This is a genomic window from uncultured Ilumatobacter sp. (assembly GCF_963980585.1).
In the GTDB taxonomy this organism is placed as follows: domain Bacteria; phylum Actinomycetota; class Acidimicrobiia; order Acidimicrobiales; family Ilumatobacteraceae; genus Ilumatobacter_A.
Window position 1 is genome coordinate 1 of record NZ_CAXCAM010000008.1, and the last position, 22,974, is coordinate 22,974.

Below are 22,974 nucleotides of genomic sequence, written 5' to 3' on the forward strand. Positions count from 1 at the left end.
CTGACCGGCTGACCGGCTGACCGGCTTCCGCTGTGATCTCCCGCCGCCCCACTGTGCGGATATGGAGACCAGCGTCAGAGATTTCGACCTTCGGCGCGCCATTCTTGTGGTGCTGCTGGCGGCTGATCGCGAGTTGAGCTCAAGCGATGTGGTTGATCGGCTCCACGCGGTTCACGGGATCGACCTCGACGGGCGGCAGAAGATGTCACCACGGCGACGCGTGTCGGACACGCTGCGGTCGCTCGAGCGACGCGGCTGGTGCCGGCGTGTGCGCCGTGGTCGATATGTCGCGCTGTCATCGGGAGTGCCATCGCCAATGGCGGCGTCTCGTCGCTGGCGATCGGTCAACTGGTGGAGACCACGTGGTCGAGCGCGGTGGCGTTGAGGCGGATACCGTTCCGGGCAATGACGTTTGCGATTGGTACCCATGAGCTGTCGGCTCCCGTGGTGCTCGCCCCGATGGCGGGTGTGACCAACGCGCCGTTTCGCGAGATGTGCCGCAAGTTCGCGCCCGGCCTCGTCTACGTCAACGAAATGGCGATGGCGACGCCAGTCGTCCACAAGAACGCCAAGACCGAACGGATGATCAGCTTCGGTCCTGGCGAGCAACCACGCAGCCAGCAGCTCTACGGCTCGGATCCCGAGATCATGGGGAAGGCCGTCCACATCCTCTGTGATGCCGGCCGCGTTGACCACATCGACATCAACTTCGGATGCCCGGCCGCCAAGGTCACCCGCCAAGGCGGCGGTGCGGCAGTGCCGGCTCGACCCGAGTTGCTCCGCTCGATTGTTCGCGCGGCGGTGAAAAGCGCCAGTCCGTATGGCATCCCGGTCACCACCAAATTCCGGATGGGCCTCTTCGACGACTGGTTGATGCACGTCCGTACGGGGCAGATCTGTGCTGAGGAAGGCGCTGCCTCGATTGCGTTGCATGCCCGAACGGTGCAGCAGCACTACTCCGGTGAGGCGCGGTGGGAAGCGATTGCCGAGTTGAAGCAGGCGGTCGGCTCGATCCCCGTACTCGGCAACGGCGACATCTGGGAAGCGCACGACGCCGTGCGCATGATGGACGAGACCGGCTGTGACGGCGTGGTCATCGGTCGCGGGTGTCTCGGACGGCCGTGGTTGTTCGGCGACCTCGTCGATGCGATGTCGGGTCGACCGGTGCGCCCGAGTCGAACGCTGGGTGAAGTGTGTGACGTGATGGCCGAACACGCCAAGCTGCTTGCCGCCCACATGGGCGAAGATCACGCCATGCGCGACTTCCGCAAGCATGCCAACTGGTACATGAGCGGCTACCCGGTCGGACCCGAGGTGCGTCGTCGTCTCTCGACGAACAGCTCGCTCGCGGAACTCGACGACATCATCGCCACGCTCGATTCGGCAGCCGAGATCGTCGAAGGTGGCGAGCGCATCAAGCGCGGTCACACCAACGGACCGATCAAGGTCGCCGTCCCTGCAGGCTGGCTCGACGCCAATGCCCGCGAGACGCTCGACACCGACGTCACCGTCCCCGACGACGGCGACGTCATGGCCTTGTCCGGCGGCTGAGGTGTTCGCCCTGTCGTCGCCGCTCGTCCTGGCCTCGGGCTCGCCCCGTCGGCGCAAGCTGCTGTCAGGCGCCGGGCTGCGCTTCGCTGTGCGGCCCGCGAATATCGACGAAACACCGTTGCCTGACGAATCTCCCATGGCATACGTGCGCCGCCTGTCGATCGAGAAAGCTGCGGCAGCCATGGAGTCGCCACTCGCCAGCAGCGCAGACATCGTGCTCGCTGCTGATACCACGGTCGAGGTCAACGGTGAGATCCTCGAGAAGCCGCTCGATGTCGACGATGCCTACCGGATGTTGCGAATGCTGTCGGGCCGCGATCATCTGGTGCACACCGGCGTCACCGTTTCGGTGCCGTTGACTGGCGCACGCCGCTCCAGCTCGATCCTCGTCACCACCAGGGTGACCTTTGCTGACCTCGATGACGGGGCGATCGACTGGTACCTCGAGACGGGTGAGGCCGCCAACGAATGGCAGGACAAGGCCGGCGGATATGGCATTCAGGGTGCAGCAGCGGGCTTCGTCGAACGAGTCGACGGAAGTGTCACCAATGTGATCGGCCTTCCTCTTGCCGAGACGCTGGTGCTGCTGCGCAACGTCGCATCAGCTTGAGCAGCTTGAGCAGCTTGAGCAACTTGATCGGAGAGACTGGTCTGGTCGTCAGCTCAAGCCCGATCGGTTGGCACTCTCACCCCTCGGTTGCCAACCGCCGCGCGACTCCTTAGCATTAGCAGTCGCAGAAGGGGAGTGCCAATCGCACTGTCACCCCGGACGCTCCTGTCAATTCAACATGTGAACGTGCCATTGGAGGCCAACACCATGAACCTGAAGCCGCTGGACGACCGCCTCGTGGTCCGTCCGAACGAGCCCGAGACCCAGACCGCATCCGGTCTCGTCATCCCCGACACCGCCAAGGAAAAGCCGCAGCAGGGCGAAGTGCTCGCTGTCGGTCCGGGCAAGCGCTCCGAGACCACTGGCGATCTGATCGAAGTCGGCATCAGCGTCGGCGACACCGTCCTCTACAGCAAGTACGGCGGCACCGAGGTTTCCTCGGGCGGCGAAGACTTGCTCGTCCTCAACAGCCGCGACGTCCTCGCGATCGTCAGCTGAACAGCTGACTCTGAACGGAACTCTGAAAAGGAAGTAACCACAACATGGCAAAAATTCTGAAATTTGATGACGAGGCGCGCCGCGCACTCGAAGCCGGTGTCAACAAGCTCGCTGACGCCGTCAAGGTCACCATTGGTCCCAAGGGCCGCAACGTCGTGCTCGACAAGAAGTTCGGCGCACCGACCATCACCAACGACGGTGTGTCGATCGCCAAGGAAATTGAGCTCGACGACGTCTTCGAGAACATGGGCGCACAGCTCGTGAAGGAAGTCGCCACGAAGACCGACGACATCGCTGGTGACGGCACCACCACCGCCACCGTCCTCGCCCAGGCCATGATCTCGGCCGGCATGAAGAACGTCGCCGCTGGCGCCAACCCGATGTCGATCAAGAAGGGCATCGAGGCCGCCGTGGCCGCCGCTGTCATCTCGATTGGCGAGCAGTCCAAGGACGTCGACGACAAGAGCGATATCGCTTCGGTCGCCACGATCTCGGCAGCTGACGCAAGCATCGGCCAGGTCATTGCCGACGCCATCGACAAGGTCGGCAAAGACGGCGTCGTCACGGTCGAGGAGTCGAACACGTTCGGCACCGAGCTCGACTTCACCGAAGGCATGCAGTTCGACAAGGGCTACCTGTCGCCGTACTTCGTGACCGACGCTGAGCGCCAGGAAGTCGTCCTCGACGACTGCTACGTGCTCCTCAACAGCGCCAAGATCAGCACGGTCCAGGCCATGCTCCCGACCCTCGAAGCAGTCATGCAGACCGGCAAGCCGCTGGTCATCATCGCTGAGGACATCGACGGCGAAGCGCTGGCCACCCTCGTGGTGAACAAGATCCGTGGCACGTTCAACGCAGCAGCCGTCAAGGCTCCCGGCTTCGGCGACCGCCGCAAGGCGATGCTGCAAGACATGGCAGTCCTCACCGGCGGCCAGGTCATCAGCGAAGAGGTCGGCCTCAAGCTGGAGAACGTCACCCTCGACCTGCTCGGCACCGCCAAGCGCGTCGTGATCACCAAGGACAACACGACCATCGTTGATGGCGGCGGCGAGAAGGACGACATCGACGGTCGCGTCAACCAGATCAAGGCAGAGATCGAGAACACCGACTCTGACTGGGATCGCGAAAAGCTCCAGGAGCGTCTCGCGAAGCTCGCTGGCGGCGTTGCCCTCATCAAGGTCGGCGCAGCCACCGAGGTTGAGCTCAAGGAAAAGAAGCACCGCATCGAAGATGCAGTGTCTTCGGTTCGTGCAGCCATCGAAGAAGGCGTGGTCGCCGGTGGCGGCACCGCCCTCATTCGTGCCCGCACCGCGGTCCAGACGGTTGTCGAGTCGCTGGAAGGCGACGAGCAGACCGGCGCCAAGACCGTCTGGTCGGCACTCGTTGCTCCGGGCCTCAACATCGCGAACAACGCCGGCCTCGAAGGTTCCGTCGTTGTCCGTGAGGTCGAGAACGCCGAAGGTCCGATGGGCATGAACGCCGCAACCGGCGAGATGATGGACCTCATCGCTGCCGGCATCATCGATCCGGCCAAGGTGACCCGTGCGGGTCTGCAGAACGCGGCGTCCATCGCCGCGATGCTGCTGACCACCGAGGTGCTCGTCGCTGACGAGCCCGAAGCTGCTGGCGACCCCATGGGTGGCATGGGCGGCGGCGGCGGCATGGGTGGCATGGGCGGCATGATGTGAGCCCTCTGACACGACGCTGTCGTGTCAGCCCCTGACTTCGTCAGGTTGGAACGACTCCGTCGTTCCGAATCTCAGTCCAGCCCCGGAATCGCATCGAGCGATTCCGGGGCTGGACTCGTTTTCAATGACCGTTGGGGTGTGGCATGGCCGGACGGCTTGCCGGTATCGGCTCGGTACGCTCAGGGCATGCCGGCGATTGAGGGGGCTCAGCGTCCGTTCTGGATGCACCAGATCGTTGAGTACTTGATTGGCCTCGTGCTGATTGCCGCGTCGTTCCAGGCGCCCAAACCGATGGTTCCTGCGGTCATGGGGATGCTCATCATGCTCAACGCGGCCATTGCCAAGGGGCCGGCCAGCGCGTTTCCGCTGGTCGGACGCACCGTGCACCGATGGCTTGACGTGGTCGTCATGCTGCTGCTTGTCGTTGCGCTGTTCCAACCGGCCTTTGACGTCGACAGCACCGGTCGATTGCTGCTGGGTGCCATGACGTTCGTCATGTTCTTCATCTGGCTCAACTCAGACTTCTCTGAGAAGACCGAACGGAAGCAGGACAAGCACCAGCAGAAGACGGAGCGCCGTGAACGTCTGGCACGGCCCGCGAGCGAAGAGATCGGTAAGAAGGCGGGTCGAGCGGTCGGTGGCGGTGTGAACGCTGCCAAACGATTCCGGAAAAAGATGAAGGATCAGCAGTAGTCATGCTTCACGGATCTCGTGCCGCCAGCTCCAGCTCCAGCTCTGGCGAGGATCATTGCGGCTTGGGCCGAGCAGCGCGGGATGCCGTCATCCTGGTCGTTGACTGTTTGGCTGGGTCGATCAGGGTTGCAGAGGAGCACACATCGCGATGACCATGCAGCGGCGACCCGGTGGGGCACAGCACATTCCACGTCCGGCGTCATACACCGAGCACTTCGACACGCCGTGGTCGCTTGACGCCGAGTGGTCCTCCGGCGAGCTCCTCAGCCGTGTGCCTGAACGGTCAGGCCCGATGTTGCCGACGTTCCCCGACGCAAAGCTGTCGGCGGTACTCCTGCTGCTCGCCGACGGCCCGAATGGTGCTGAGGTGCTGCTGACTCGGCGTTCGATGGAGATGAAGAATCACAAGGGCGAGATCAGCTTCCCCGGCGGTCGAGTCGATCCCGGCGAGTCAGCGGTCGACACGGCGCTGCGTGAAGCACACGAGGAGGTCGGTCTCGACCCGGAGTTGCCGACCGTCGTCGGCGAGCTTGAGCACCTGAGCACGATTGTGTCGAAGAGCTACATCGTCCCGGTGGTGGCGCGCCTTGATGTCGGGTTTGACCGTCGCCCGCATCTCGAGCCGCAGACGATGGAGGCCGACCGGGTGATGTGGACACCGATTGCTGAGCTCACTCGCCCCGCGACCTATCGGCTCGAGCGATGGGGGAACTTGCCAATGGATCGGCCGCTGCACTTCTTCGAGCTCGACGACGAGACGGTGTGGGGCGCAACGGCGCGCATGCTGTTCGACCTGCTCACCCTCCCCTGAGATGCAACGTGAGGGGCGCCCCCGATGAGTGGTTTCAGCGATGTGGCAGTCGGGTCGCCATCGCCGCGCCACCGAGGGCGAAGCCGATCGCCACGATGAAGACGAGCGTGAATCCGCCGGTCAGGTCCGCAATCAAGCCACCGAGCTGCGGCGATGTCACCTGGGCGACACCGAAAGCAAATGTGGCCGCGGCGAAACTTGGCCCGAATGCTTCGGCAGTCGTGTTGCGGACGACGTAGCCAATCACCACGGACGGCAGGCCGCCGAACATGAGGCCGACGATGACCGATCCCACCACGACGATGGCGACGACACCGGTCAGAATGCCAACGAGCGCCGAGGCGAAGACACAGAAGCCGACGACCAGCGTGATTCGCTCGCCAATTCGGTCGGCGATAACACCCATGAGAATCCCACCGGCCACAGCGCCGAGTCCGACGAGTGTGAACATGGTCGACGCCAGACTCTCGGTGTACCCCGCGTCGTCTTCGAGGCGCGAGGTCAAGAATGACACAGCGATCAAATAGCAGAACCCATACGCGGTGTAGGCCCCCGTGATTGCCACCCAGCCGGGCATCTGTCGCAGCGATCCGAAACCGGCACCGCCGACTTTCTGGCCGGTTGGGGCGCTCTGCTGATGACGGAGAAACATCAGGATCATCAGGACCGCCAGAACGCCGAGCGCGAAATCGATGCGGTACACGTCGCGCCATGCCTCGTCTCCAGACCGCTCGCGAACAATGCGTGCGAGCTGGCCGGTGATGACAATTCCGATTCCAACCCCGCCGCCCACGGCCCCGACCGCCAAGCCGCGGCGGTTCTCGCCCACGGCCCGGGCGGCGATGGCCGGTGATGGCACCCAGATCAACGCGCCGCCGAAGCCCATCGAGAACAGCGCAATGCCGAGGACCGCCGCATTGGGTGCCACTGCGGCGCCAGCGAGGCCGGCCAACGAGAAGACAAAGCCGCTCCGCATGACGGTCAAGAGCTTGTAACGCGTCGTGAGCGACGCGACCACGAACGTGCCAACGAGGTAGGCCAGCACGTTGGTCGTGCCCAGGAGACCGGCGACCGTGTTCGAGTGATCGAGATCATCGCGGATCGCGGGGAGGAGCACGCTGTAGGTGAACCGGCCAAAGGCCTGCGCGACGATGGCCCCGACCCCGACGAGGATGACGGTTGTCCATCCGCTGGCTGTTCGCACCGTGTGATCGTGACGAAGTATGGGGCTCGACGGCGAGTCAGACGATTTCGGTGACGCGGTCCCACATGGCGGTGACGTGTGCCGCTTCGGTGGCTCGTGCCCCGATGGAGATCCTCATCACCGACCGCCCGTCGAGCACGGTGCGGGTGAAGAGACCGATGCCTGCTGCGTTCGCCGCCTCGATGAGGGCGTCGGTCGCTGCGTTTGCTTGGTCGACGGAATCGGCGCGACGCGAGATGCACAGCAGGTTGAGAGGATGCGGAGCAACGATGTCGAACCGACGATCGGCAGCCACGCGTTCGGCGAGCTGTTGGGTCAGCTCGACATGTTCGCGAATCATCGCCTGCACGGGGACAACGCCGTCGGTCCGCAGCGAGAACCAAAGTTTGAGGGCGCGGAATCGCCGACCGAGGGGGATGCCCCAGTCGCGGTAGTCGATGGCGGCACCCGACTGTGCTGCCTCGGATGCGAGGTACGGGGGCAGGACGCTGAGCGCGCCGATCAGGGCGGCGCGGTCTGCAACCCAGAACAGATTGCAGTCGAAGTTGATCCCCATCCACTTGTGCGGATTCGTCGTGTACGAATCGGCCTGATCGAGGCCGTCATTCACCCAGCGGTGCTCAGGTGCCAGCGCGGCGATGCCTGACATTGCCGCATCAACGTGGACCCAGATGCCGTGGTTGCGTGCGACGGCGGCGATTGCAGGTGTCGGATCGAACGCCAGTGATGAGGTCGTGCCGTGGGAGGTGACCACGAAGAATGGCGTGAGGCCCGCCGCAAGGTCAGCAGTGACCAGCTCAGCGAACGCATCAGGTCGCATGGCGAAGTGCTCGTCGTGCGGAACAATGCGCATGTTGTCGGTGCCGATGCCGGCGATCCGGAAGCCCTTCTCGATACTCGAATGGGACTGACTGGTGGTGTAGCCGACGAGCTTGGTCGTGTCGCCCGAGGCGTTGATGTCACCGCCCGTGGCCCGCCAGCGGGCAGCGAGCATCGCGGTGAGCGTCGACTCACTGGCTGTGCCCTGGATGACGCCACCACCCGTCTCGCTCGTCGAGCGGAAACGCTCGGGCAGGCCCAAGAGTTCGTGCATCCAGTCGAGCATCAGCGTCTCGAGTTCGGTCGCGGCAGGCGATGTCACCCAGGCCATTGCATTGATGCCGAGCCCGGCAGACATCAGTTCGCCGAGGATTGACGGATACGTGATATTCGACGGGAACCAGGCGAAGAAATCGGGGTGCTGCCACTGAGTCAGCCCAGGGACGATCACCTCCTCGAGATCGGCGATCACATCGGCAAACGGTTGCGGAGCGCCAGGTGGATGCTCCGCGAGTTGGCGCCGGATGTCACCGGGCTTGATGTCGGGAAACACCGGTCGACTTCCGGCGTCGTCGACGTAGTCGGCGATCCAATCGATCATCGCGTGTCCGTGCTCGCGAAACTCGTCCGGCGTCATGGCAGCAGGGTAGAGCCGTCGCGCCGTACCTGGCGGCACGGAACTGAGCAGTTATGGCTGCTGAGCCCGGCGGTTCTTGATCACGCCGCGAGCGACGTTGCCGAAGACGACGGCGAGACCGCCGAAGATTGCGACGAGGATCAATGTCTGACGCCAGCCACCGCGACTCTCGCTGCCGCAGCCGGGACGTTCGAGCACGCCGATGCAGGAAGTGAGGTCGCGTTCTTCCGGAAAGAAGTCGTTGGTGGTGATCGGCGGTCGCGGCTCAACCGGTGGAGAAGTGGCGACGGCGTTGCTCGGTGACAAGCCGATTGCTGATGCGGGCGTACTCAGGCTGAGCGCGGACAAGAAGATCGCCGCGCTGGCGAGCAGCGCGGCGAACAGCAGTGCCGTCGGGCGCACGGTAGACGTTTGCCTGAACTTCTCGTCAACGCCTGGTCGGCGGCTGTGGCCGACTCCTCTACGATTCACGGTCTTGAGTCAACCGCAGCAAACCCCTCATGACACCAGCACCCAATCTGACAGCCACGACGCCGGCGACGCCGGCTCGAAGCGGGCCACTGTGCTCGTTGTTGACTTCGGTGCTCAATACGCCCAGTTGATTGCGCGGCGCGTCCGTGAGTTGAACGTGTTCTCCGAGATCGTCGGCCACCGGCTCAGTGCCGCTGAGATGGCGGCCAAGCATCCCGCCGCCATCATCTTGTCCGGTGGCCCCAAGAGCGTGCATGTCGACGGTGCGCCGTCGCTCGACCCCGCTGTGTACGACTTGGGCATCCCGATCTTGGGCATCTGCTACGGCGCCCAACTGATCGCCCAGCAGCTCGGCGGCACGGTCGGCCGAGGAATGAAGGGCGAGTACGGGCGTACCGAGCTCACTCGAAACGGAGCGTCGCTGATCCTTCCGGATGAGGCGCCTGGCGAGCATGAGTGTTGGATGAGTCACTTCGATGGCGTCACCGAGGCGCCCGCGGGATTCACGGTCACCGCGTCATCGCCCGGAGCGCCGGTCGCCGTGCTGGAGAACGACGATCGCAAGATCTATGGAGTGCAGTTTCACCCAGAGGTGAAGCACAGCCCGTTCGGCATGGGGGCGATGGCCCGGTTCCTCCATGAGCGTGCCGGCATTGCAAACGACTGGAAGATGGCATCGGTCATCGACGAACAAGTCGCGCTGATCCGCGAACGGGTGGGCGGCGCCCGAGTCATTTGCGGGCTGTCAGGCGGGGTCGACTCGTCCGTCGCCGCTGCGTTGGTGCACAAGGCCATCGGCAGCCAGCTCACGTGTATCTATGTCGACACTGGGCTCATGCGCAAGAACGAGAGCGAGCAGGTTGTCGAGACCTTCCGCCGCCACCTCGGCATCGAGCTGATCCATGCCGACGAAGGCGCGTCGTTCTTCGAGGCGCTCGCCGGACTGACCGAGCCCGAATCCAAGCGCAAGGCGATTGGCGAACGCTTCATCCGGGTGTTCGAGAAGCACACCGGGGGCTTGACCGAGGCCAAGTTCCTGGTCCAGGGCACGCTGTATCCCGACCTGATCGAGTCGGGCGGTGCCGATGGCACTGCGGCAGTGATCAAGAGCCACCACAACGTCGGCGGACTGCCCGACGATATGGAGCTCGAATTGATCGAGCCGCTGCGCGATCTGTTCAAGGACGAGGTGCGCGCACTGGGCACCGAGTTGGGGCTGCCTGACGAAATGGTCTGGCGCCAACCGTTCCCCGGTCCGGGGCTCGGCGTCCGAATCATCGGTGAAGTGACGCCCGAACGCGTTGCCCTGCTGCAAGAGGCCGACGCCATCGTGCGTGAGGAGTTGAAGAACGCTGGTCTTGAACGGGAGATCTGGCAGAGCTACGCAGCGCTGCTTGCCGACGTTCGCTCGGTTGGGGTGATGGGCGACGAGCGCACCTATGGCCATCCGATCATCATCCGGGCAGTCACGAGCGACGACGCAATGACTGCCGATTGGGCCCGGATTCCGTATGAGACGCTCGAAGTCATGAGCCAACGGATCATCAACGAGGTCGCGGGCGTCAACCGCGTCGCCTACGACATCACCTCGAAGCCTCCAGGCACCATCGAGTGGGAATGAGCGGCTGCGCCGAGCGCTGAGACCCGGTGTCGATGAGTGCCCGGTGGGGTGACAGACCGCACTTCATGAACTTTCGTTGGAATTTCGCAACATGATCGTCATATTCGGTAGCATCGCTCCGGTGATGACCAAGCTCTTGCGCATTGTCCCGGTCGTCCTCGCGTCCGCGCTGATGGTTCCGGCGTTCACGCCGACTGTCGCCAACGCGAACCCGGTCGATCAACAGCGCCAGCGGGTCGAAGACATCGTCGACGAACTCGAACGGCTCGAAGAGGATGCCCGCCGCATCGGTGAGGAATACGTCCTTGCGGTTGATGCTCAGACTCTGCTCGACGAGGAAATTGTCGAAGCCGAGGCACGTGTCGCTGCCAAAGAGGCCGAGATCAATGATCTGCGCGGGGACCTGGGCGAAATGGCTATCCGTTCCTTCGTTGGAGCGGGGGACACGCCACTCGGTCCGCTCTTTGAAGACACCGACAACTTGAACGCCGTCATGCAGCGCGATGAACTGGCTCGTGTCGCACTCAGCGCCGGCACCGTCACGACCGACGATCTCAACGCCATCGTCAAGGATCTCGAAGTCGAGCGTGCCGAGCTTGGCCGCAAACGCACCGAGGCCGAACAGCTCGCGAAGAGCCTCGTCGATGCACAGGAGCGCACTGAGCGGCTGACTGGCGAGTACACCGCGGCACGTGCCGACGCTGAAGCCAAGCTCGGTGAGTTGGTGGCCGAAGAAGAGGCTCGTCGTGCTCGCGAAGCAGCGGCTCGGGTCAAAGCCGAGTACGAAGCGCAGCAGCGCGCAAGCGCCGCAGCGAACACCACCACCAGCAGCGGAGGCTCCACCTCCACCTCGGGTGGCACATCGACCTCGGGCGGGACGTCCACCTCGGGTGGCACATCCACCTCGGACTCGGGCGGAGGATCGTCCGCGCCAGCACCGAGTAGTCCGCCACCAGCGGTGTCATCTCGCTCCGGCACGGCTGTCAACGCCGCTCTGAGCCAGCAGGGTGTGCCCTATCGGTACGCAACCTCGAACCCTGGCGTGTCGTTCGACTGCTCGGGTCTCACGAAGTACGCCTGGGCACAAGCTGGCGTCTACCTCCCGCACCAGAGCCGAGCGCAGTACGCCTCCATCCCACATGTCGCCAAGGGCGCTGCGCAACCGGGTGACCTCATCTTCTTCTACAGCCCGATCAGCCATGTCAGCGTCTACCTCGGCGGTGGACAGCACGTGCACGCGCCGAACACCGGCAGCGTCGTCAAGGTCGGCTCCGTCAACTGGGGCAAGGTCTCCGGCGTCGGCCGACCCGGCTGAGGGCCTCAGCTTCTTCGTCGGATCAGGGGCCTGCGCCTGACGGGCACTACCGTCTCGTCCCGTGAGTGACATCGTGGGGATTGACATACCGAAGGTCACGACGTGGCTCTCCAATCATGTGGAAGGTGCGGTCGCGCCCTTTCAGTTCGACATCATCGCCGGTGGTCGATCGAACCTGACGTTCACCGTCACCGACGCCAGCGGTCACAAATTTGTTCTCCGTCGTCCGCCAACGGGTTCGGTGCTCGCCACGGCCCACGACATGGAGCGAGAGCATCGCATCATCTCGGCGGTTGGTCTCACCGGGGTCCCAGTGCCGGAGACGTTGGCCGTCTGTCGTGACATCGAGGTGAACGATGCGCCCTTCTATGTGATGGCGTACGTCGACGGGGTCGTGCTTGATTCGCCTGAGCGCGCGGAGCCCATGTCGCCTGAGCTCCGCCGGGCTGCCGGGGAACATCTGATTGACGTCCTTGCGGACCTCCACGAGGTTGACATCGACAGCATCGGCCTGGGTGACCTCGCTCGCCGTGAGGGATACATCGAGCGTCAGGTCAAGCGTTGGACCACACAGTGGGAGAAGTCCAAGACGCGCGAGCTGCCGGCCATCGACGAGGTCGCGCAACGGCTCGCACGCAACCTGCCGGAACAGGTGGGTGTCTCGATCGCCCACGGCGACTATCGCTTCGGCAACCTGCTCGTGAATACTGGGACGGGGCGCATCGCTGCGGTGCTCGACTGGGAACTGTGCACGCTTGGGGACCCGCTGGCCGACGTCGGCTACGTGGGGGTGTATTGGTCTGACCCAGGCGAAGAACAACTCCGTGCCAACGACCCGACGGGAATCGACGGCTTCCCCACGTATGACGAGCTGGTCGAACGGTATGCCAACCGCACCGGCCGCGACATGAGCAACATCGGGTACTACCGCGCCTTCGGAGCGTGGCGCCTCGCCGTGATCTCCGAGGGGGTTTACGCCCGTTATCTGCATGGCGCAATGGGTGACCAAGAAATCGATCAAGAGACGCTCGCCTCGTTTAAAGAGGGTACCGAACGTCTCGCCGAAGACGCTCTCGAGCGCCTCAGCTGAAAGCAGACATCATGACCACGACGGACAACCCGACCAGGCCCGACGGTGCCGTCCCCATCCGTACCGGTGTGCTTGCCGGCTGGACGCTGGGTGAGTTTTCTGCCGCCGACATCACCTTTCCGACGTATCGGCGTGGCGTTGGCCCTGCGGTCATCGTGATCCACGAGATTCCGGGGATTACCCCGCTCGTCGCGAAGTTTGCCAACGAGGTTGTCGGCCGCGGCTTCACGGTGGTGATGCCGTCGTTGGTCGGTACGCCCGGTCAGGGGCCATCGCAGCTCTACCTCGCACAATCAATGCTCAAGATCTGCATCGCCAACGAATTCACCACGATGGCCATGAAGAAGACCTCGCCGGTCATTGCCTGGTTGCGCGCTCTGGCTCGCAACGTGCACGCCGACGTGGGCGGGCCGGGTGTCGGTGCGGTTGGCATGTGTTTCTCGGGTGGCTTTGCACTCGGCATGATGGTCGACGACCTGATGGTGGCGCCGGTCCTCGCCCAACCGTCGATGCCCTTCCCCATCGGCAAGGAGCGCGGGGCCGACCTCAACCTGTCACCTGACGACGAGGCAGCCGTCATCGAGCGCGCCCAGCATGGTTGCCAAGTGCTCGGCCTGCGCTTCACCGATGACAAGCTGGTCGGCGATCGTTTCTCGACGCTGCGCGAGAAGCTCGGCGACGCGTTCATCGCCATCGAGTTGCCCAGCGAGAAGAAGCAGGACCACTCGACGCTGACCGAACAGCGTGACGACACCAGTGTGGAGCGCGTCCTCGACTTTTTTGCCGAGAAACTGCTCTGACTCAGGTCGCCGTGGCGATCTCCTTGGCCGCCTTGTAGTTGGCCTTGCCGTTGGGGGCGCGGGGGACGTGGTCGACGAAGATCACAGACTTCGGGGCCTTGAACCCGGCGAGTTCGGCCTTGACCGAGGTGATGATGGTGCTTGCTTCGACCGAGGCGCCGTCGACCAGCGAAGCGACGGCAGTGACCGCATTGCCGAACTTCTCGTCGGGTACGCCGACCACGAGACAATCGAGGACGCCGTCGACTCGTTTGACCGCTTCTTCGACTTCTTCGGGGAACACCTTCTCGCCACCGGTGTTGATGACCTGACTGCCGCGGCCGAGCAGGATGAGGGTGCCGTCTTCTTCGACCGTGGCGAAGTCGCCGGGGAAGGAGTAGCGCTCACCGTTGATAACGCGGAACGTGCGTGCTGACTTCGTCTCGTCCTTGAAGTAGCCAAGCGGCACGTTGCCGCCAGCGGCAACCATGCCGACCTCGCCCGACCCCGGCACGACCTCCTCGTCGTGTTCGTTGAAAACCTTGGCGAGCGGACCCTTGGTGAATCGTGCCGTCTCGGCTTGCATGCCCTTGGCCATTATCTGTGTGCCCATCGACCCTTCGGTTGAACCCATCGCGTCGATCAACACGACCTGTTCGATCCGATCGATGAGGTCGTTCTTGACCTCGGTGGTCCACATGACACCGGACGAGTTCATCATCTTGATCGAGGACATGTCGTACTTCGAACCGTCAGGCTTGCCTTCGTCGAGTGCGCGGACGAGCGGCTTGGCGAAGCTGTCGCCGACGATCGTCAGCCCATTCACTCCGTGGCGCTCGACTGTTTCGAGCACCTCGTGAGCTTTGAGGCTGCGTGCGGTGAGGTTGACGATGTGTGCGCCCCCGAGCATCGGGATGAACCAGCCAAGCCAGCATCCGGTACCGTGCATCACTGGGGCGCAGGGGACCGATGTGTACTGGCCCCCCGCGTCGGTGAGTTGTTTGACCATCGGTGCCATCTGCTCGGCCGACTCCGGCAACTCCATTCCGAGCAGCGGATAGCCCGACCCGGCGAGAGCGGCAGTCGAGCCGCCAACGGCGTACATCACGCCCTTGGGCATGCCGGTGGTGCCGCCCGTGTAGAGCATGTACATGTCGTCCTCGCGTCGCTCGATCCGCTCCATCGGCTCGTGAGCGGCGATGACGTCCTCATAGGCCTGGGCCCCAGGGACATCGACCCATTCCTCGCCGTCGAGGAGGTCGTCGACGACAATCAGCAGCTTGAGATTCGGGAGGCGGTCGACAACTCGAGCGACCCGGTCGGCAAGCGAGGCGTGGAAGACGATCGCCTCGGAGTCGGAGTTGTCGAGGAGGTACCAGAGCTCTTCGTCGAGGTACCGATAGTTGACGTTGATAGCGACGCCGCGCATCTTGAAGACGCCGTAGTGAGCCTCCATGTACTCGTTGCCGTTGTACATGAACAGCGCGACCTTCGAGTCTGGGCCGAGCCCGGCGGCGGTGAAGGCCTGTGCCATCCGAGCGCCACGGTTGTCGTACTCGGCCCATGTACGGGTGGTGTCGCCCGTGGTGACAGCTGGTGCGTCAGGAATGACGTCGGCGATTGATTCCCAAACGGTGGCGAAGTGCATCTCCATCTGCCAGACAGTAGGCAACCGGACTGTGCCAGCCGTCACTGGCCAGCGAGCCCAGCGTTTGTGTCGGGATTTTTGCGGACCAGTCCGCAAAAATCCCGACACAAACAAGGAAATGCGGGAGCGGTGAAAGGAAATGCGGGAGCGGTGGAAGGTCAGCCGGGCTCGGCTTCGTGGCCGGGCTGCATGGCAAAGAGGCCGCGGTAGGCGTGATCGCCGGTGACCGCGCCGGTGATCACCTTGTTGACTTCGCCGCAGATTGGCAGGTCGACGCCGTACTGCTCGCCGAGTTGCATCACACTGCTGACCGTCTTCACGCCCTCAGCGACCATGTTCATCTCGTCGAGAATGTCCTGCAGTGGCCGACCCTTGCCGAGTTGTTCGCCGACGTAGCGATTGCGACTCTGTTTCGACACGCAGGTGGCGACGAGGTCACCGAGGCCAGCAAGACCGGAGAATGTCGCCGCTTCACCACCCATTGCCTCGCCGAGCCGCGAAAGTTCGGCGAGCCCGCGAGCAATCACGGCGGAGCGAGTGTTGTCTCCGACGCTGAGCCCTTCGGCCATGCCAGCAGCGATGGCGATGACGTTCTTGAGCGCACCGCCCATCTCGACGCCGACGACATCATGATTGATGTACACGCGAAACAATCCGCTCTGGAAGATGGCCTGCAGGGCTGCAGCGACTTCAAGGTCGTGCGTTGCAACAACGCTCGCCGCGGCCTGGCCGGCCATGATCTCTTTCGCGAGGTTCGGTCCTGACAGTGCAGCGACCGGGCGACCGGGCAGCACGTCTTTGATCACCTCGGTCATGCGGAGCATCGATTCGGCCTCAAGACCCTTCGTGAGGCTGATGATCGGGATCCACGGATGCACGAACGGCTTGGCTGCCTCCAGCGTCGCCCGGAACGCATGTGATGGGACGCCGACAACGAGGACATGCGCGCCCGCCACCGCTTCTTCGAGATCAGCAGTGCCGTGCAGGTTCTCGGGCAGGTCGTAGTCGGCGAGGTACTTCGAGTTCTTGTGCTGGTCGCGAATCTCGGCCATCTGGGCTTCGTCACGACCCCACACCGTTGCGTCGTTCTTGCCCGCAACGAGTGACGCAACTGTGGTTCCCCACGAACCGGCGCCCAGCACGGTGACCTTCATCGTTCCCTTTGGCATTTGCCTGCGCAGCATGGCGTTCCCCTCGTATCCCGTCTTGCCCACCGCCTAATGTCGGCATCGCTGAGAACCTTAGGTCACAGCATCGCCGACATCTCTCTGGGGGACACCATGTACGCAGGCACCTATGTCACGAAGCATCCGGATCGTCCGGCGTTCATCATGGCGTCGAACGGTGCGTCGGTCAGCCACCGTGAACTCGACGAGCGGTGTAATCGGTTGGCGCACCTTCTCACAGCGCACGGATTGGGACCGGGCGATCACTATTCGGTGTTCATGGAGAACAATGACCGGCACATCGAAGCGAGCGGAGCAGGGGAGCGCTCGGGGCTGTATTACACGTGCATCAACTCCTACCTCACCGCGGATGAAATGGCCTACATCGTCAACAACAGCGAATCGCAGGTGCTGATCACCTCGGCAGCCAAACTCGACGTTGTCCTCGAGGCACTTCCGACGTTCGAGCAGGTGTCACTTGTCTTGGTCGTCGGTGATCCTGATCTGTCCGGTGTCGACGACAATCGCGTTCGGAGCTACACCGAGGCCCTGGCATCGCAGCCGTCGACACCGATCGAGAACGAGCTGCTCGGTACCTCGATGCTGTACTCCTCGGGCACCACCGGTCAGCCGAAGGGAATCATCCGCCCACTGCCGGAACAATCACCGGCCAAGGGACTGCCGCTGTTCGACTTTCTTTCGAACCTCTGGCAGTACCGCGACGACATGATCTATCTCTCGCCCGCACCGCTGTATCACTCGGCGCCGCAGGCTGCGGTCAATCTCGCGATTCGGCGCGGCGGCACAGTGATCGTCATGGAACGCTTCGATCCGCTCGAGTACCTCACGTTGATCGAGCAGTACAACGTGACGCACACCCAACTGGTGCCGACGATGTTCAGCCGAATGCTCAAACTGCCAATCGAAGAGCGCGAGCAGTTCGATCTTTCCTCACTTGAAATCGCGATTCATGCGGCTGCGCCTTGCCCAGTCCAGGTCAAGGAGCAGATGATCGAGTGGTGGGGCCCGATCATCCATGAGTACTACGGCGCGACCGAGGGGCTCGGGTTTGCGGCGTGCAACAGTGAGGAGTGGCTGGCGCACAAGGGAACGGTCGGCAAGATCGTGTTGGGTGAGGTGTTCGTCGCCGACGACGACATGAACGAGCTGCCGCTTGGCCAGCCGGGCACGCTGTGGTTCAAGTCGGGTAGCGAGTTTGAGTATCACAACGATGCCGCCAAGACTGTCGAGTCGACGTCAGCTGACGGCTCGATGACAACGGTCAATGATGTTGGCTACGTCGATGAGGACGGCTTCCTGTACCTCACCGACCGCAAGACGTTCATGATCATCTCGGGCGGCGTGAACATTTATCCGCAGGAAACCGAGAACCTGTTGATCACCCATCCCAAGGTTGCCGATGCGGCGGTCTTCGGCGTGCCGAATGTCGATCTCGGCGAAGAGGTCAAAGCCGTGGTGCAGCTGATGCCCGGCGTGGAGGGTGACGACGACCTGGTCCGCGAGCTCACCGAGTTCTGTGGCGCGCACCTCTCGCGTCAGAAGGTGCCGCGCTCGATCGACTTCGATCCAGAACTACCGCGGCTGCCCACCGGCAAGCTCTACAAGCGTGTGTTGCGCGACCGGTACTGGGGCGAAGGCGACAACAAGATCGTCTGAGCGTCGCGCAGCGACTTGCGCGCGTGGCTACTTGAGGACGTCTTTGGAAATGATCGTCTTCATGATTTCGCTCGTGCCGCCGTAGATCGTCGTCACTCGGGCGTCGGCGTAGGCCGGGCCGATGGGGTATTCGGTCATGAAGCCGTAGCCGCCGAACAGTTGGAGGCAACGGTCGGTGACGCGGTTTTGGAGCTCGGTACCGTGCAGCTTGGCCATTGCTGCGGTGGCCGGGCTGAGCGTGCCCTCGTTCAGCTTCAGGATGCACTGCTCCATGAACGGCTCGGCGACAGCGATCTCGGTCGCGACTTCGGCGAGCACGAACTTGGTGTTCTGAAACGACGCAATGGGTTGGCCGAATGCAGTGCGTTCCTTCACGTACTCGACGGTCCACTCGAGCGCGGACCGTGCCGCGGCGACTCCGAAGAGACCGATCGATAGACGCTCCTGGGCGAGGTTGAACGCGAGGTACTCCATCGCGTTGCCTTCCTCGCCGAGCACGTTGGCCGCTGGGACTCGAACGTCGGCGAAGAACAACTCAGCGGTGTCCGCGGACTTTTGGCCGATCTTGTCCAGATTGCGGCCTCGCTCGAAGCCCTCCATCCCGCGCTCGACGACGAGGAGCGTCATACCGTTGCGTCCCGCTTCGGCGTCGGTCATGCAGACCACCACCACCAGGTCGGAGTTGATGCCGTTGGTGATGAATGTCTTCGCTCCGTTGAGCACGAACTCGTCGCCGTCGCGTACGGCAGTGGTCTTGATGCCCGCGAGGTCCGAGCCGGTGCCAGGTTCGGTCATGGCAACGGCGGTGATCAGTTCGCCGGAGGCGATGCCGGGGAGCCAGCGCGCGGCCTGTTCCTCGTTGCAGTACTCGATGAAGTACGGGGTGACGATGTCGTTGTGCAGGGTCAGGCCAAGGCCAGCGCCGTTGATGCCACGGCGGGCCAGTTCGTCGGCGATGATCGCATTGAACCGGAAGTCCGTCGTTCCGCCACCGCCGTGCTCCTCTGCAACTGACATGCCCACGAATCCGTGCTTGCCGGCCTCGACATACAACTCACGGTCCATGATCCCAGCGGCTTCCCAGTCCGGGTACTTGGGGACGATCTCAGCGTCAACGAATGCCCGGAAGCTTTCCCGGAACAGCTCGTGGGTTTCGTCATAGATCGAGTTCATGAGCTGAGTCTCACCCAAACCAAGTCACTCGCTCAACTCGCAGGACATCGGCCACTTCGATCAGATTCGAGGTCAGGCGAACTCGACCGATTCAGACAGTGAGTTCGCGAACTCTGGCGAGGAGTACTTCGAGAGCGGGCCGGTTGAGGCCGCCTTCGGGGATGATCACGTCGGCGTACCGCTTGCTTGGTTCGATGAATCGCTCGTGAGCGGGCCGGACCGTTTCGAGGTACTGGTCGATGACGCTCTGTGCGGTACGGCCGCGATCGGCGACGTCGCGAGTGAGGCGCCGAATGAAGCGGATGTCGGGCGCGGTATCAACGAAGATCTTGAGGTCGAATCGCTCGCGCAATGCCCGGTCCCAGAGGACGAGGATCCCGTCGACCACGATGATTTTCTTGGGGTGAACGGTGCGGGTATGACCGCTGCGGTTGTGCTCGGCGTAGTCGTAGATCGGCACTTCGACGGACGCGCCGTTGGCGAGCGCAGCCATGTGGTCGTTGAGGAGCGGCCAGTCGAATGCGTCGGGATGGTCGTAGTTCGCGGCGCTGCGTGTCTCGAGCGGCTCGTGACTCCGGTCGAGGTAGTACGAGTCGAGTTCGATTCGTGACAGGTGTTCTTCGCCGGTCAGATCGACGAGACGCTCCGAGATTGTGGTCTTTCCTGAACTGCTTCCCCCTGCAACACCGATGAGAAACGGTCGATCGACGGCGGTGCTCTCGGCGGATGGCGATGAAGAATCTGACACGAAGCTTGAACATATCTCGGGGGGTGCTTGTAATTTGCGCCGTCGACCAGGCATTCTTTGGAGTGATGCTCAGCGAACGACATGCCGCCATGCTCGATTTCGAACGATCCTGGTGGAGTAACGAAGAGCCGCGCGACCAAGTGGTCCGGGCGCGCTTTCAGTGTTCGCCGGAGAACTATCAGGCCGAACTGGCCGCCGTGCTCGACGACCCCGCCGCAATGGAGCATGACCCGCTGGTCGTGCGCCGTCTCAAGCGACTGCGTCTCCGAGCACGTCAAGCGCGGATCGACGGCATCGCATCCGCAGGTTCCGGAGAGGGCGCCCACGCATGAGCAACGAAGAAGGCATCGCCGGGAGCGGTGTCGGGGCAACCCGACGTTCTCCCCGTCAAGGAGTCGGTGGCTCGCCCGTCGGTTCCACACTCAGCATCGTGCTTGCCGTCGTGGCGGTCATTGCGGGATTTTTGATCCTGCGCGATCTCACTGCTGACGATTCCTCGTCGGCTGGTGGATCGAGCGACCCGGTCGTCACCGATGTCCAGCCGACCACCACGTTCGATTCCGGAGTCACCACCACGATCGCGGTGGCCACGACGACCACGGTGCCGCTCGTGACCGAAGGAGCCACCGTCGTGGTGGCCAACGCCAATACGGTCGGCGGATCGGCCGGTCGAATGTCCGAGTCGCTCGCTGATGTTGGGTACAACATGGGCTCGCCGGTCAATGGGACGGTGACCCTTGATGACAGCATCGTCTACTACGACCCGACGAACACCGCTGCCCTGGGCGTAGCTGAGTCTGTCGCTCGCTCGCTCGGTGGCGTCGCCGTTGACGTCGTGCCGACACCGCCACCGGTCGAAAACGGCTCTCTCGATGGTGCCGGGGTGCTGCTGATGTTGGGCAACAACGAAGCCGACAAGACGCTTGAGAGTCTGGCGCAACAGGCTGCGGCGGAGACAACTCCAGATCTCGGTACGTCACCGCCGGTTGCCGGTGGCGACGTGGTGGCTCCCACTGAGCCTGCCGCCGACGAGTAGACCACGGAGAGCTGAGTCGTCGCGTCAGCCTGATAACGCTCGCCCGAGTACCTGCTCGGCGGCACGCTGAATGCATTGCTTGGGTTCGGTCAACGCCAGTTCCGCGCCGAACAACTCGGTGAGCGACACGACGTCGATTCGGTTGCGGTGATGTTCGACGGTTCGATCGTCCGCATCGCCGACGATCGCGACGATTGGCGTGTCGTGTTCGAGTGCCAGTTCCGTCATGCCACCGACCACTTTGCCATCGAAGCTGGACTCGTCGAGTCGGCCTTCGCCCGTGATGATGAGATCGACGTCGAGGTGGTCATAGACGTCGAGTTCATCGGCGACGAGTTCGAACCCGGCGACGAGCCGCCCGCCCAGTGCGGCCAACGCTCCGCCGAGGCCGCCTGCGGCTCCGCCGCCCTCGATGGTGGTGACATCGACCGAGAAGTCGCTGGCGAACATTTGCACCAACCGCTCGAGGCGGCCCGTGAGCATCTTCACTTGGGCCGGCGAGGCGCCCTTCTGTGGGCCGAAGACGGCCGCCGCATCGGTGAACACGGTGTTGACGTCGCAGGCCACCAGTAACTCGACCTGCTTGAGGCGTGACACGGCGTTGATGGCGCGAATCGCTCCGAATCCGCCATCGGTTGAGGCCGAACCTCCGAGGCCGACGATGATGCGCCGAGCGCCGAGATCGAGCGCCTGATCGATCAGCTCACCAGTGCCCGTCGTTGTCGCATCAAGTGGATCGTTACCGTCGCGACCGCCAGCGAGAACAAGGCCGCTCGCCCGGGCCATCTCGATCACGGCAGTGTCGCGATGCAGCCGCCAGCCGGCCTCGATCGGGTCACCGAGCGGGCCTGTCACGGTCGAGGTGCGATTCGGTCCGCCGAGCACGTCGAGGAGTCCATCGCCGCCATCGGCGAGCGGAATCTCGACGCAATCGATGTCGCGCTCCCAGCACGCGTGCCCGATGGTGCGAGCAACCTCGTGCGCGGTGGCCGTTCCCTTGAACTTGTCGGGTGCCGCCAAGACTCGCATAGGGCGCACCTTAAGTGACCGGACGACGACGATCCTCGTGTCGGTCAATGAGGTGTGTGGGGCGGAAGTGCAGTCCTGCCTTAGGACCCGTCGCGAATGTTGATCGGTGCGCCGGGCGTGTAGTTGATGTTGCTGAACGTTGCGGTACATCCCGGACCGGTGGGCGATTGCGTTGAGAACCCGATGGAGGTGGCGCGGTGCGGTGTGCGGAGTGCGAAGAATCGGAGCAGGTGCCAGCGGTGTCCCGTGCTCGACCAGTGAAAGGCGACGACGTCGCGGTACACCGACACGCGGGCCCAGACGACATTGCCCTCGATGATTGGTCCGTTGGCATCGTCGGACACGCCGCGCGTCACGACCGAGACCATCGTGTTGTCGCCGAGCGGTGAACGCTCGAAGCAGAGCTTTGCGTAGTCCTCGTCGCCCTGGTGGACAAACAGCACGCCAGCATCGAATGTTGCTCCAAAGTCGACGGTGACCTTTGCCGAGACTTGGCAATCCTCAGAGACGGTGAAACGAAGGACGGGCGCTGTTGCCAGACGCGTCGTCGCGTCAGGGTCGTTGAACCAGTCGGTCTCCGGTCCCGCAGGCAAGGTGACGTGGTCGTCGGTGATGGTGGCGTTGCCCGGCTGGCCGAGCCAAGTCAGCTCAGGGAGTATCGGAGGGTGCGGCGACATACGCCGAACGTAGTGCGGCAAGCCCCGGAGGCT

22 protein-coding genes are annotated in these 22,974 nt (G+C 63.4%); 13 read left to right on the forward strand and 9 right to left on the reverse strand.

Going from position 1 to position 22,974, the window contains the following annotated elements; genetic code table 11:
• The first annotated feature begins 405 nt into the window (after positions 1-405).
• The 6 genes from dusB to ACH2DW_RS04180 all read left to right on the forward strand — a co-directional run bounded on the left by dusB (position 406) and on the right by ACH2DW_RS04180 (position 5,851).
• Complete coding sequence (gene dusB / locus ACH2DW_RS04155) at positions 406-1,551, forward strand: tRNA dihydrouridine synthase DusB (RefSeq protein ID WP_394928453.1); 1,146 nt, start codon at positions 406-408, stop codon at positions 1,549-1,551.
• 1 nt (position 1,552) lies between these two features.
• Positions 1,553-2,161: a Maf family protein gene (locus tag ACH2DW_RS04160; protein ID WP_394928454.1), complete on the forward strand. Its 609-nt coding sequence runs from the start codon at positions 1,553-1,555 to the stop codon at positions 2,159-2,161.
• A 207-nt stretch (positions 2,162-2,368) separates the two neighbouring features.
• Complete coding sequence (groES, locus tag ACH2DW_RS04165) at positions 2,369-2,659, forward strand: co-chaperone GroES (RefSeq protein ID WP_394928527.1); 291 nt, start codon at positions 2,369-2,371, stop codon at positions 2,657-2,659.
• A 44-nt stretch (positions 2,660-2,703) separates the two neighbouring features.
• Positions 2,704-4,347: a chaperonin GroEL gene (groL, locus tag ACH2DW_RS04170; protein WP_394928455.1), complete on the forward strand. Its 1,644-nt coding sequence runs from the start codon at positions 2,704-2,706 to the stop codon at positions 4,345-4,347.
• 186 nt (positions 4,348-4,533) lie between these two features.
• Positions 4,534-5,040, forward strand: coding sequence for a hypothetical protein (locus ACH2DW_RS04175; protein ID WP_394928456.1), 507 nt, complete (start codon positions 4,534-4,536; stop codon positions 5,038-5,040).
• Positions 5,041-5,188: 148 nt separating this feature from the next.
• Entirely contained in the window at positions 5,189-5,851 is a 663-nt protein-coding gene (locus tag ACH2DW_RS04180; protein WP_394928457.1) for an NUDIX hydrolase, read from the forward strand.
• Between the two features lie 34 nt (positions 5,852-5,885).
• Here ACH2DW_RS04180 and ACH2DW_RS04185 read toward each other — a convergent pair whose 3' ends face one another.
• From ACH2DW_RS04185 to ACH2DW_RS04195, 3 genes are read right to left on the reverse strand one after another with little or no spacing between them, the layout of a single operon-like run.
• Complete coding sequence (locus ACH2DW_RS04185; RefSeq protein ID WP_394928458.1) at positions 5,886-7,055, reverse strand: MFS transporter; 1,170 nt, start codon at positions 7,053-7,055, stop codon at positions 5,886-5,888.
• 37 nt (positions 7,056-7,092) lie between these two features.
• Positions 7,093-8,511, reverse strand: a complete 1,419-nt coding sequence (locus tag ACH2DW_RS04190; protein ID WP_394928459.1) for a pyridoxal phosphate-dependent decarboxylase family protein — start codon at positions 8,509-8,511, stop codon at positions 7,093-7,095.
• Positions 8,512-8,562: 51 nt separating this feature from the next.
• Positions 8,563-8,913 carry a hypothetical protein gene (locus ACH2DW_RS04195; protein ID WP_394928460.1) on the reverse strand — a complete coding sequence of 117 codons (351 nt, stop codon included), beginning with the start codon at positions 8,911-8,913 and terminating at the stop codon, positions 8,563-8,565.
• Positions 8,914-9,073: 160 nt separating this feature from the next.
• Here ACH2DW_RS04195 and guaA point away from each other — a divergent pair, with 160 nt between their 5' ends.
• The 4 genes from guaA (at position 9,074) to ACH2DW_RS04215 (ending at position 13,808) form a co-directional block, all read left to right on the forward strand.
• Entirely contained in the window at positions 9,074-10,603 is a 1,530-nt protein-coding gene (gene guaA, locus ACH2DW_RS04200; protein WP_394928528.1) for a glutamine-hydrolyzing GMP synthase, read from the forward strand.
• A gap of 124 nt (positions 10,604-10,727) precedes the next feature.
• Entirely contained in the window at positions 10,728-11,918 is a 1,191-nt protein-coding gene (locus tag ACH2DW_RS04205) for an NlpC/P60 family protein (protein WP_394928461.1), read from the forward strand.
• Positions 11,919-11,979: 61 nt separating this feature from the next.
• Positions 11,980-13,008, forward strand: a complete 1,029-nt coding sequence (locus ACH2DW_RS04210; protein WP_394928462.1) for a phosphotransferase family protein — start codon at positions 11,980-11,982, stop codon at positions 13,006-13,008.
• Between the two features lie 11 nt (positions 13,009-13,019).
• Positions 13,020-13,808, forward strand: a complete 789-nt coding sequence (locus ACH2DW_RS04215) for a dienelactone hydrolase family protein (RefSeq protein ID WP_394928463.1) — start codon at positions 13,020-13,022, stop codon at positions 13,806-13,808.
• Between the two features lies 1 nt (position 13,809).
• On the opposite strand, the gene ACH2DW_RS04220 is transcribed toward ACH2DW_RS04215, so the two are convergent.
• On the reverse strand, positions 13,810-15,441 hold the full coding sequence (locus ACH2DW_RS04220) for an AMP-binding protein (protein WP_394928464.1): 1,632 nt from the start codon (positions 15,439-15,441) through the stop codon (positions 13,810-13,812).
• Positions 15,442-15,593: 152 nt separating this feature from the next.
• On the reverse strand, positions 15,594-16,619 hold the full coding sequence (locus tag ACH2DW_RS04225; RefSeq protein ID WP_394928465.1) for an NAD(P)H-dependent glycerol-3-phosphate dehydrogenase: 1,026 nt from the start codon (positions 16,617-16,619) through the stop codon (positions 15,594-15,596).
• A 96-nt stretch (positions 16,620-16,715) separates the two neighbouring features.
• On the opposite strand from ACH2DW_RS04225, the gene ACH2DW_RS04230 reads away from it, so the two are divergent.
• Positions 16,716-18,278, forward strand: coding sequence for an AMP-binding protein (locus tag ACH2DW_RS04230; protein WP_394928466.1), 1,563 nt, complete (start codon positions 16,716-16,718; stop codon positions 18,276-18,278).
• 27 nt (positions 18,279-18,305) lie between these two features.
• On the opposite strand, the gene ACH2DW_RS04235 is transcribed toward ACH2DW_RS04230, so the two are convergent.
• A complete protein-coding gene (locus ACH2DW_RS04235) occupies positions 18,306-19,451 on the reverse strand; it encodes an acyl-CoA dehydrogenase family protein (RefSeq protein WP_394928467.1) in 1,146 nt (381 codons plus the stop codon).
• A 91-nt stretch (positions 19,452-19,542) separates the two neighbouring features.
• A complete protein-coding gene (udk, locus tag ACH2DW_RS04240) occupies positions 19,543-20,199 on the reverse strand; it encodes a uridine kinase (protein ID WP_394928468.1) in 657 nt (218 codons plus the stop codon).
• Between the two features lie 65 nt (positions 20,200-20,264).
• Between udk and ACH2DW_RS04245 the strand changes: the two genes are divergently transcribed.
• On the forward strand, positions 20,265-20,531 hold the full coding sequence (locus ACH2DW_RS04245; RefSeq protein ID WP_394928469.1) for a DUF3263 domain-containing protein: 267 nt from the start codon (positions 20,265-20,267) through the stop codon (positions 20,529-20,531).
• Complete coding sequence (locus ACH2DW_RS04250) at positions 20,528-21,235, forward strand: LytR C-terminal domain-containing protein (RefSeq protein WP_394928470.1); 708 nt, start codon at positions 20,528-20,530, stop codon at positions 21,233-21,235. Before ACH2DW_RS04245 ends, ACH2DW_RS04250 begins: the two co-directional genes overlap by 4 nt.
• A 24-nt stretch (positions 21,236-21,259) precedes the next feature.
• Here the strand turns inward: ACH2DW_RS04250 and ACH2DW_RS04255 are convergent, their stop codons facing one another.
• On the reverse strand, positions 21,260-22,264 hold the full coding sequence (locus tag ACH2DW_RS04255) for a glycerate kinase (protein WP_394928471.1): 1,005 nt from the start codon (positions 22,262-22,264) through the stop codon (positions 21,260-21,262).
• Between the two features lie 80 nt (positions 22,265-22,344).
• On the reverse strand, positions 22,345-22,941 hold the full coding sequence (locus ACH2DW_RS04260) for a DUF1349 domain-containing protein (protein WP_394928472.1): 597 nt from the start codon (positions 22,939-22,941) through the stop codon (positions 22,345-22,347).
• Positions 22,942-22,974: the final 33 nt, after the last annotated feature.

Bases quoted from the DNA above. Each gene is read 5' to 3' on its own strand.
- dusB (WP_394928453.1), top strand. From the start codon at position 406: ATGACGTTTGCGATTGGTACCCATGAGCTGTCGGCTCCCGTGGTGCTC.
- groES (WP_394928527.1), top strand. From the start codon at position 2,369: ATGAACCTGAAGCCGCTGGACGACCGCCTCGTGGTCCGTCCGAACGAG.
- groL (WP_394928455.1), top strand. From the start codon at position 2,704: ATGGCAAAAATTCTGAAATTTGATGACGAGGCGCGCCGCGCACTCGAA.
- ACH2DW_RS04175 (WP_394928456.1), top strand. From the start codon at position 4,534: ATGCCGGCGATTGAGGGGGCTCAGCGTCCGTTCTGGATGCACCAGATC.
- ACH2DW_RS04180 (WP_394928457.1), top strand. From the start codon at position 5,189: ATGACCATGCAGCGGCGACCCGGTGGGGCACAGCACATTCCACGTCCG.
- ACH2DW_RS04190 (WP_394928459.1), bottom strand. From the start codon at position 8,511: ATGACGCCGGACGAGTTTCGCGAGCACGGACACGCGATGATCGATTGG.
- ACH2DW_RS04205 (WP_394928461.1), top strand. From the start codon at position 10,728: ATGACCAAGCTCTTGCGCATTGTCCCGGTCGTCCTCGCGTCCGCGCTG.
- ACH2DW_RS04215 (WP_394928463.1), top strand. From the start codon at position 13,020: ATGACCACGACGGACAACCCGACCAGGCCCGACGGTGCCGTCCCCATC.
- ACH2DW_RS04220 (WP_394928464.1), bottom strand. From the start codon at position 15,441: ATGGAGATGCACTTCGCCACCGTTTGGGAATCAATCGCCGACGTCATT.
- ACH2DW_RS04225 (WP_394928465.1), bottom strand. From the start codon at position 16,619: ATGCTGCGCAGGCAAATGCCAAAGGGAACGATGAAGGTCACCGTGCTG.
- ACH2DW_RS04230 (WP_394928466.1), top strand. From the start codon at position 16,716: ATGTACGCAGGCACCTATGTCACGAAGCATCCGGATCGTCCGGCGTTC.
- ACH2DW_RS04235 (WP_394928467.1), bottom strand. From the start codon at position 19,451: ATGAACTCGATCTATGACGAAACCCACGAGCTGTTCCGGGAAAGCTTC.
- ACH2DW_RS04245 (WP_394928469.1), top strand. From the start codon at position 20,265: ATGCTCAGCGAACGACATGCCGCCATGCTCGATTTCGAACGATCCTGG.
- ACH2DW_RS04250 (WP_394928470.1), top strand. From the start codon at position 20,528: ATGAGCAACGAAGAAGGCATCGCCGGGAGCGGTGTCGGGGCAACCCGA.
- ACH2DW_RS04255 (WP_394928471.1), bottom strand. From the start codon at position 22,264: ATGCGAGTCTTGGCGGCACCCGACAAGTTCAAGGGAACGGCCACCGCG.
- ACH2DW_RS04260 (WP_394928472.1), bottom strand. From the start codon at position 22,941: ATGTCGCCGCACCCTCCGATACTCCCTGAGCTGACTTGGCTCGGCCAG.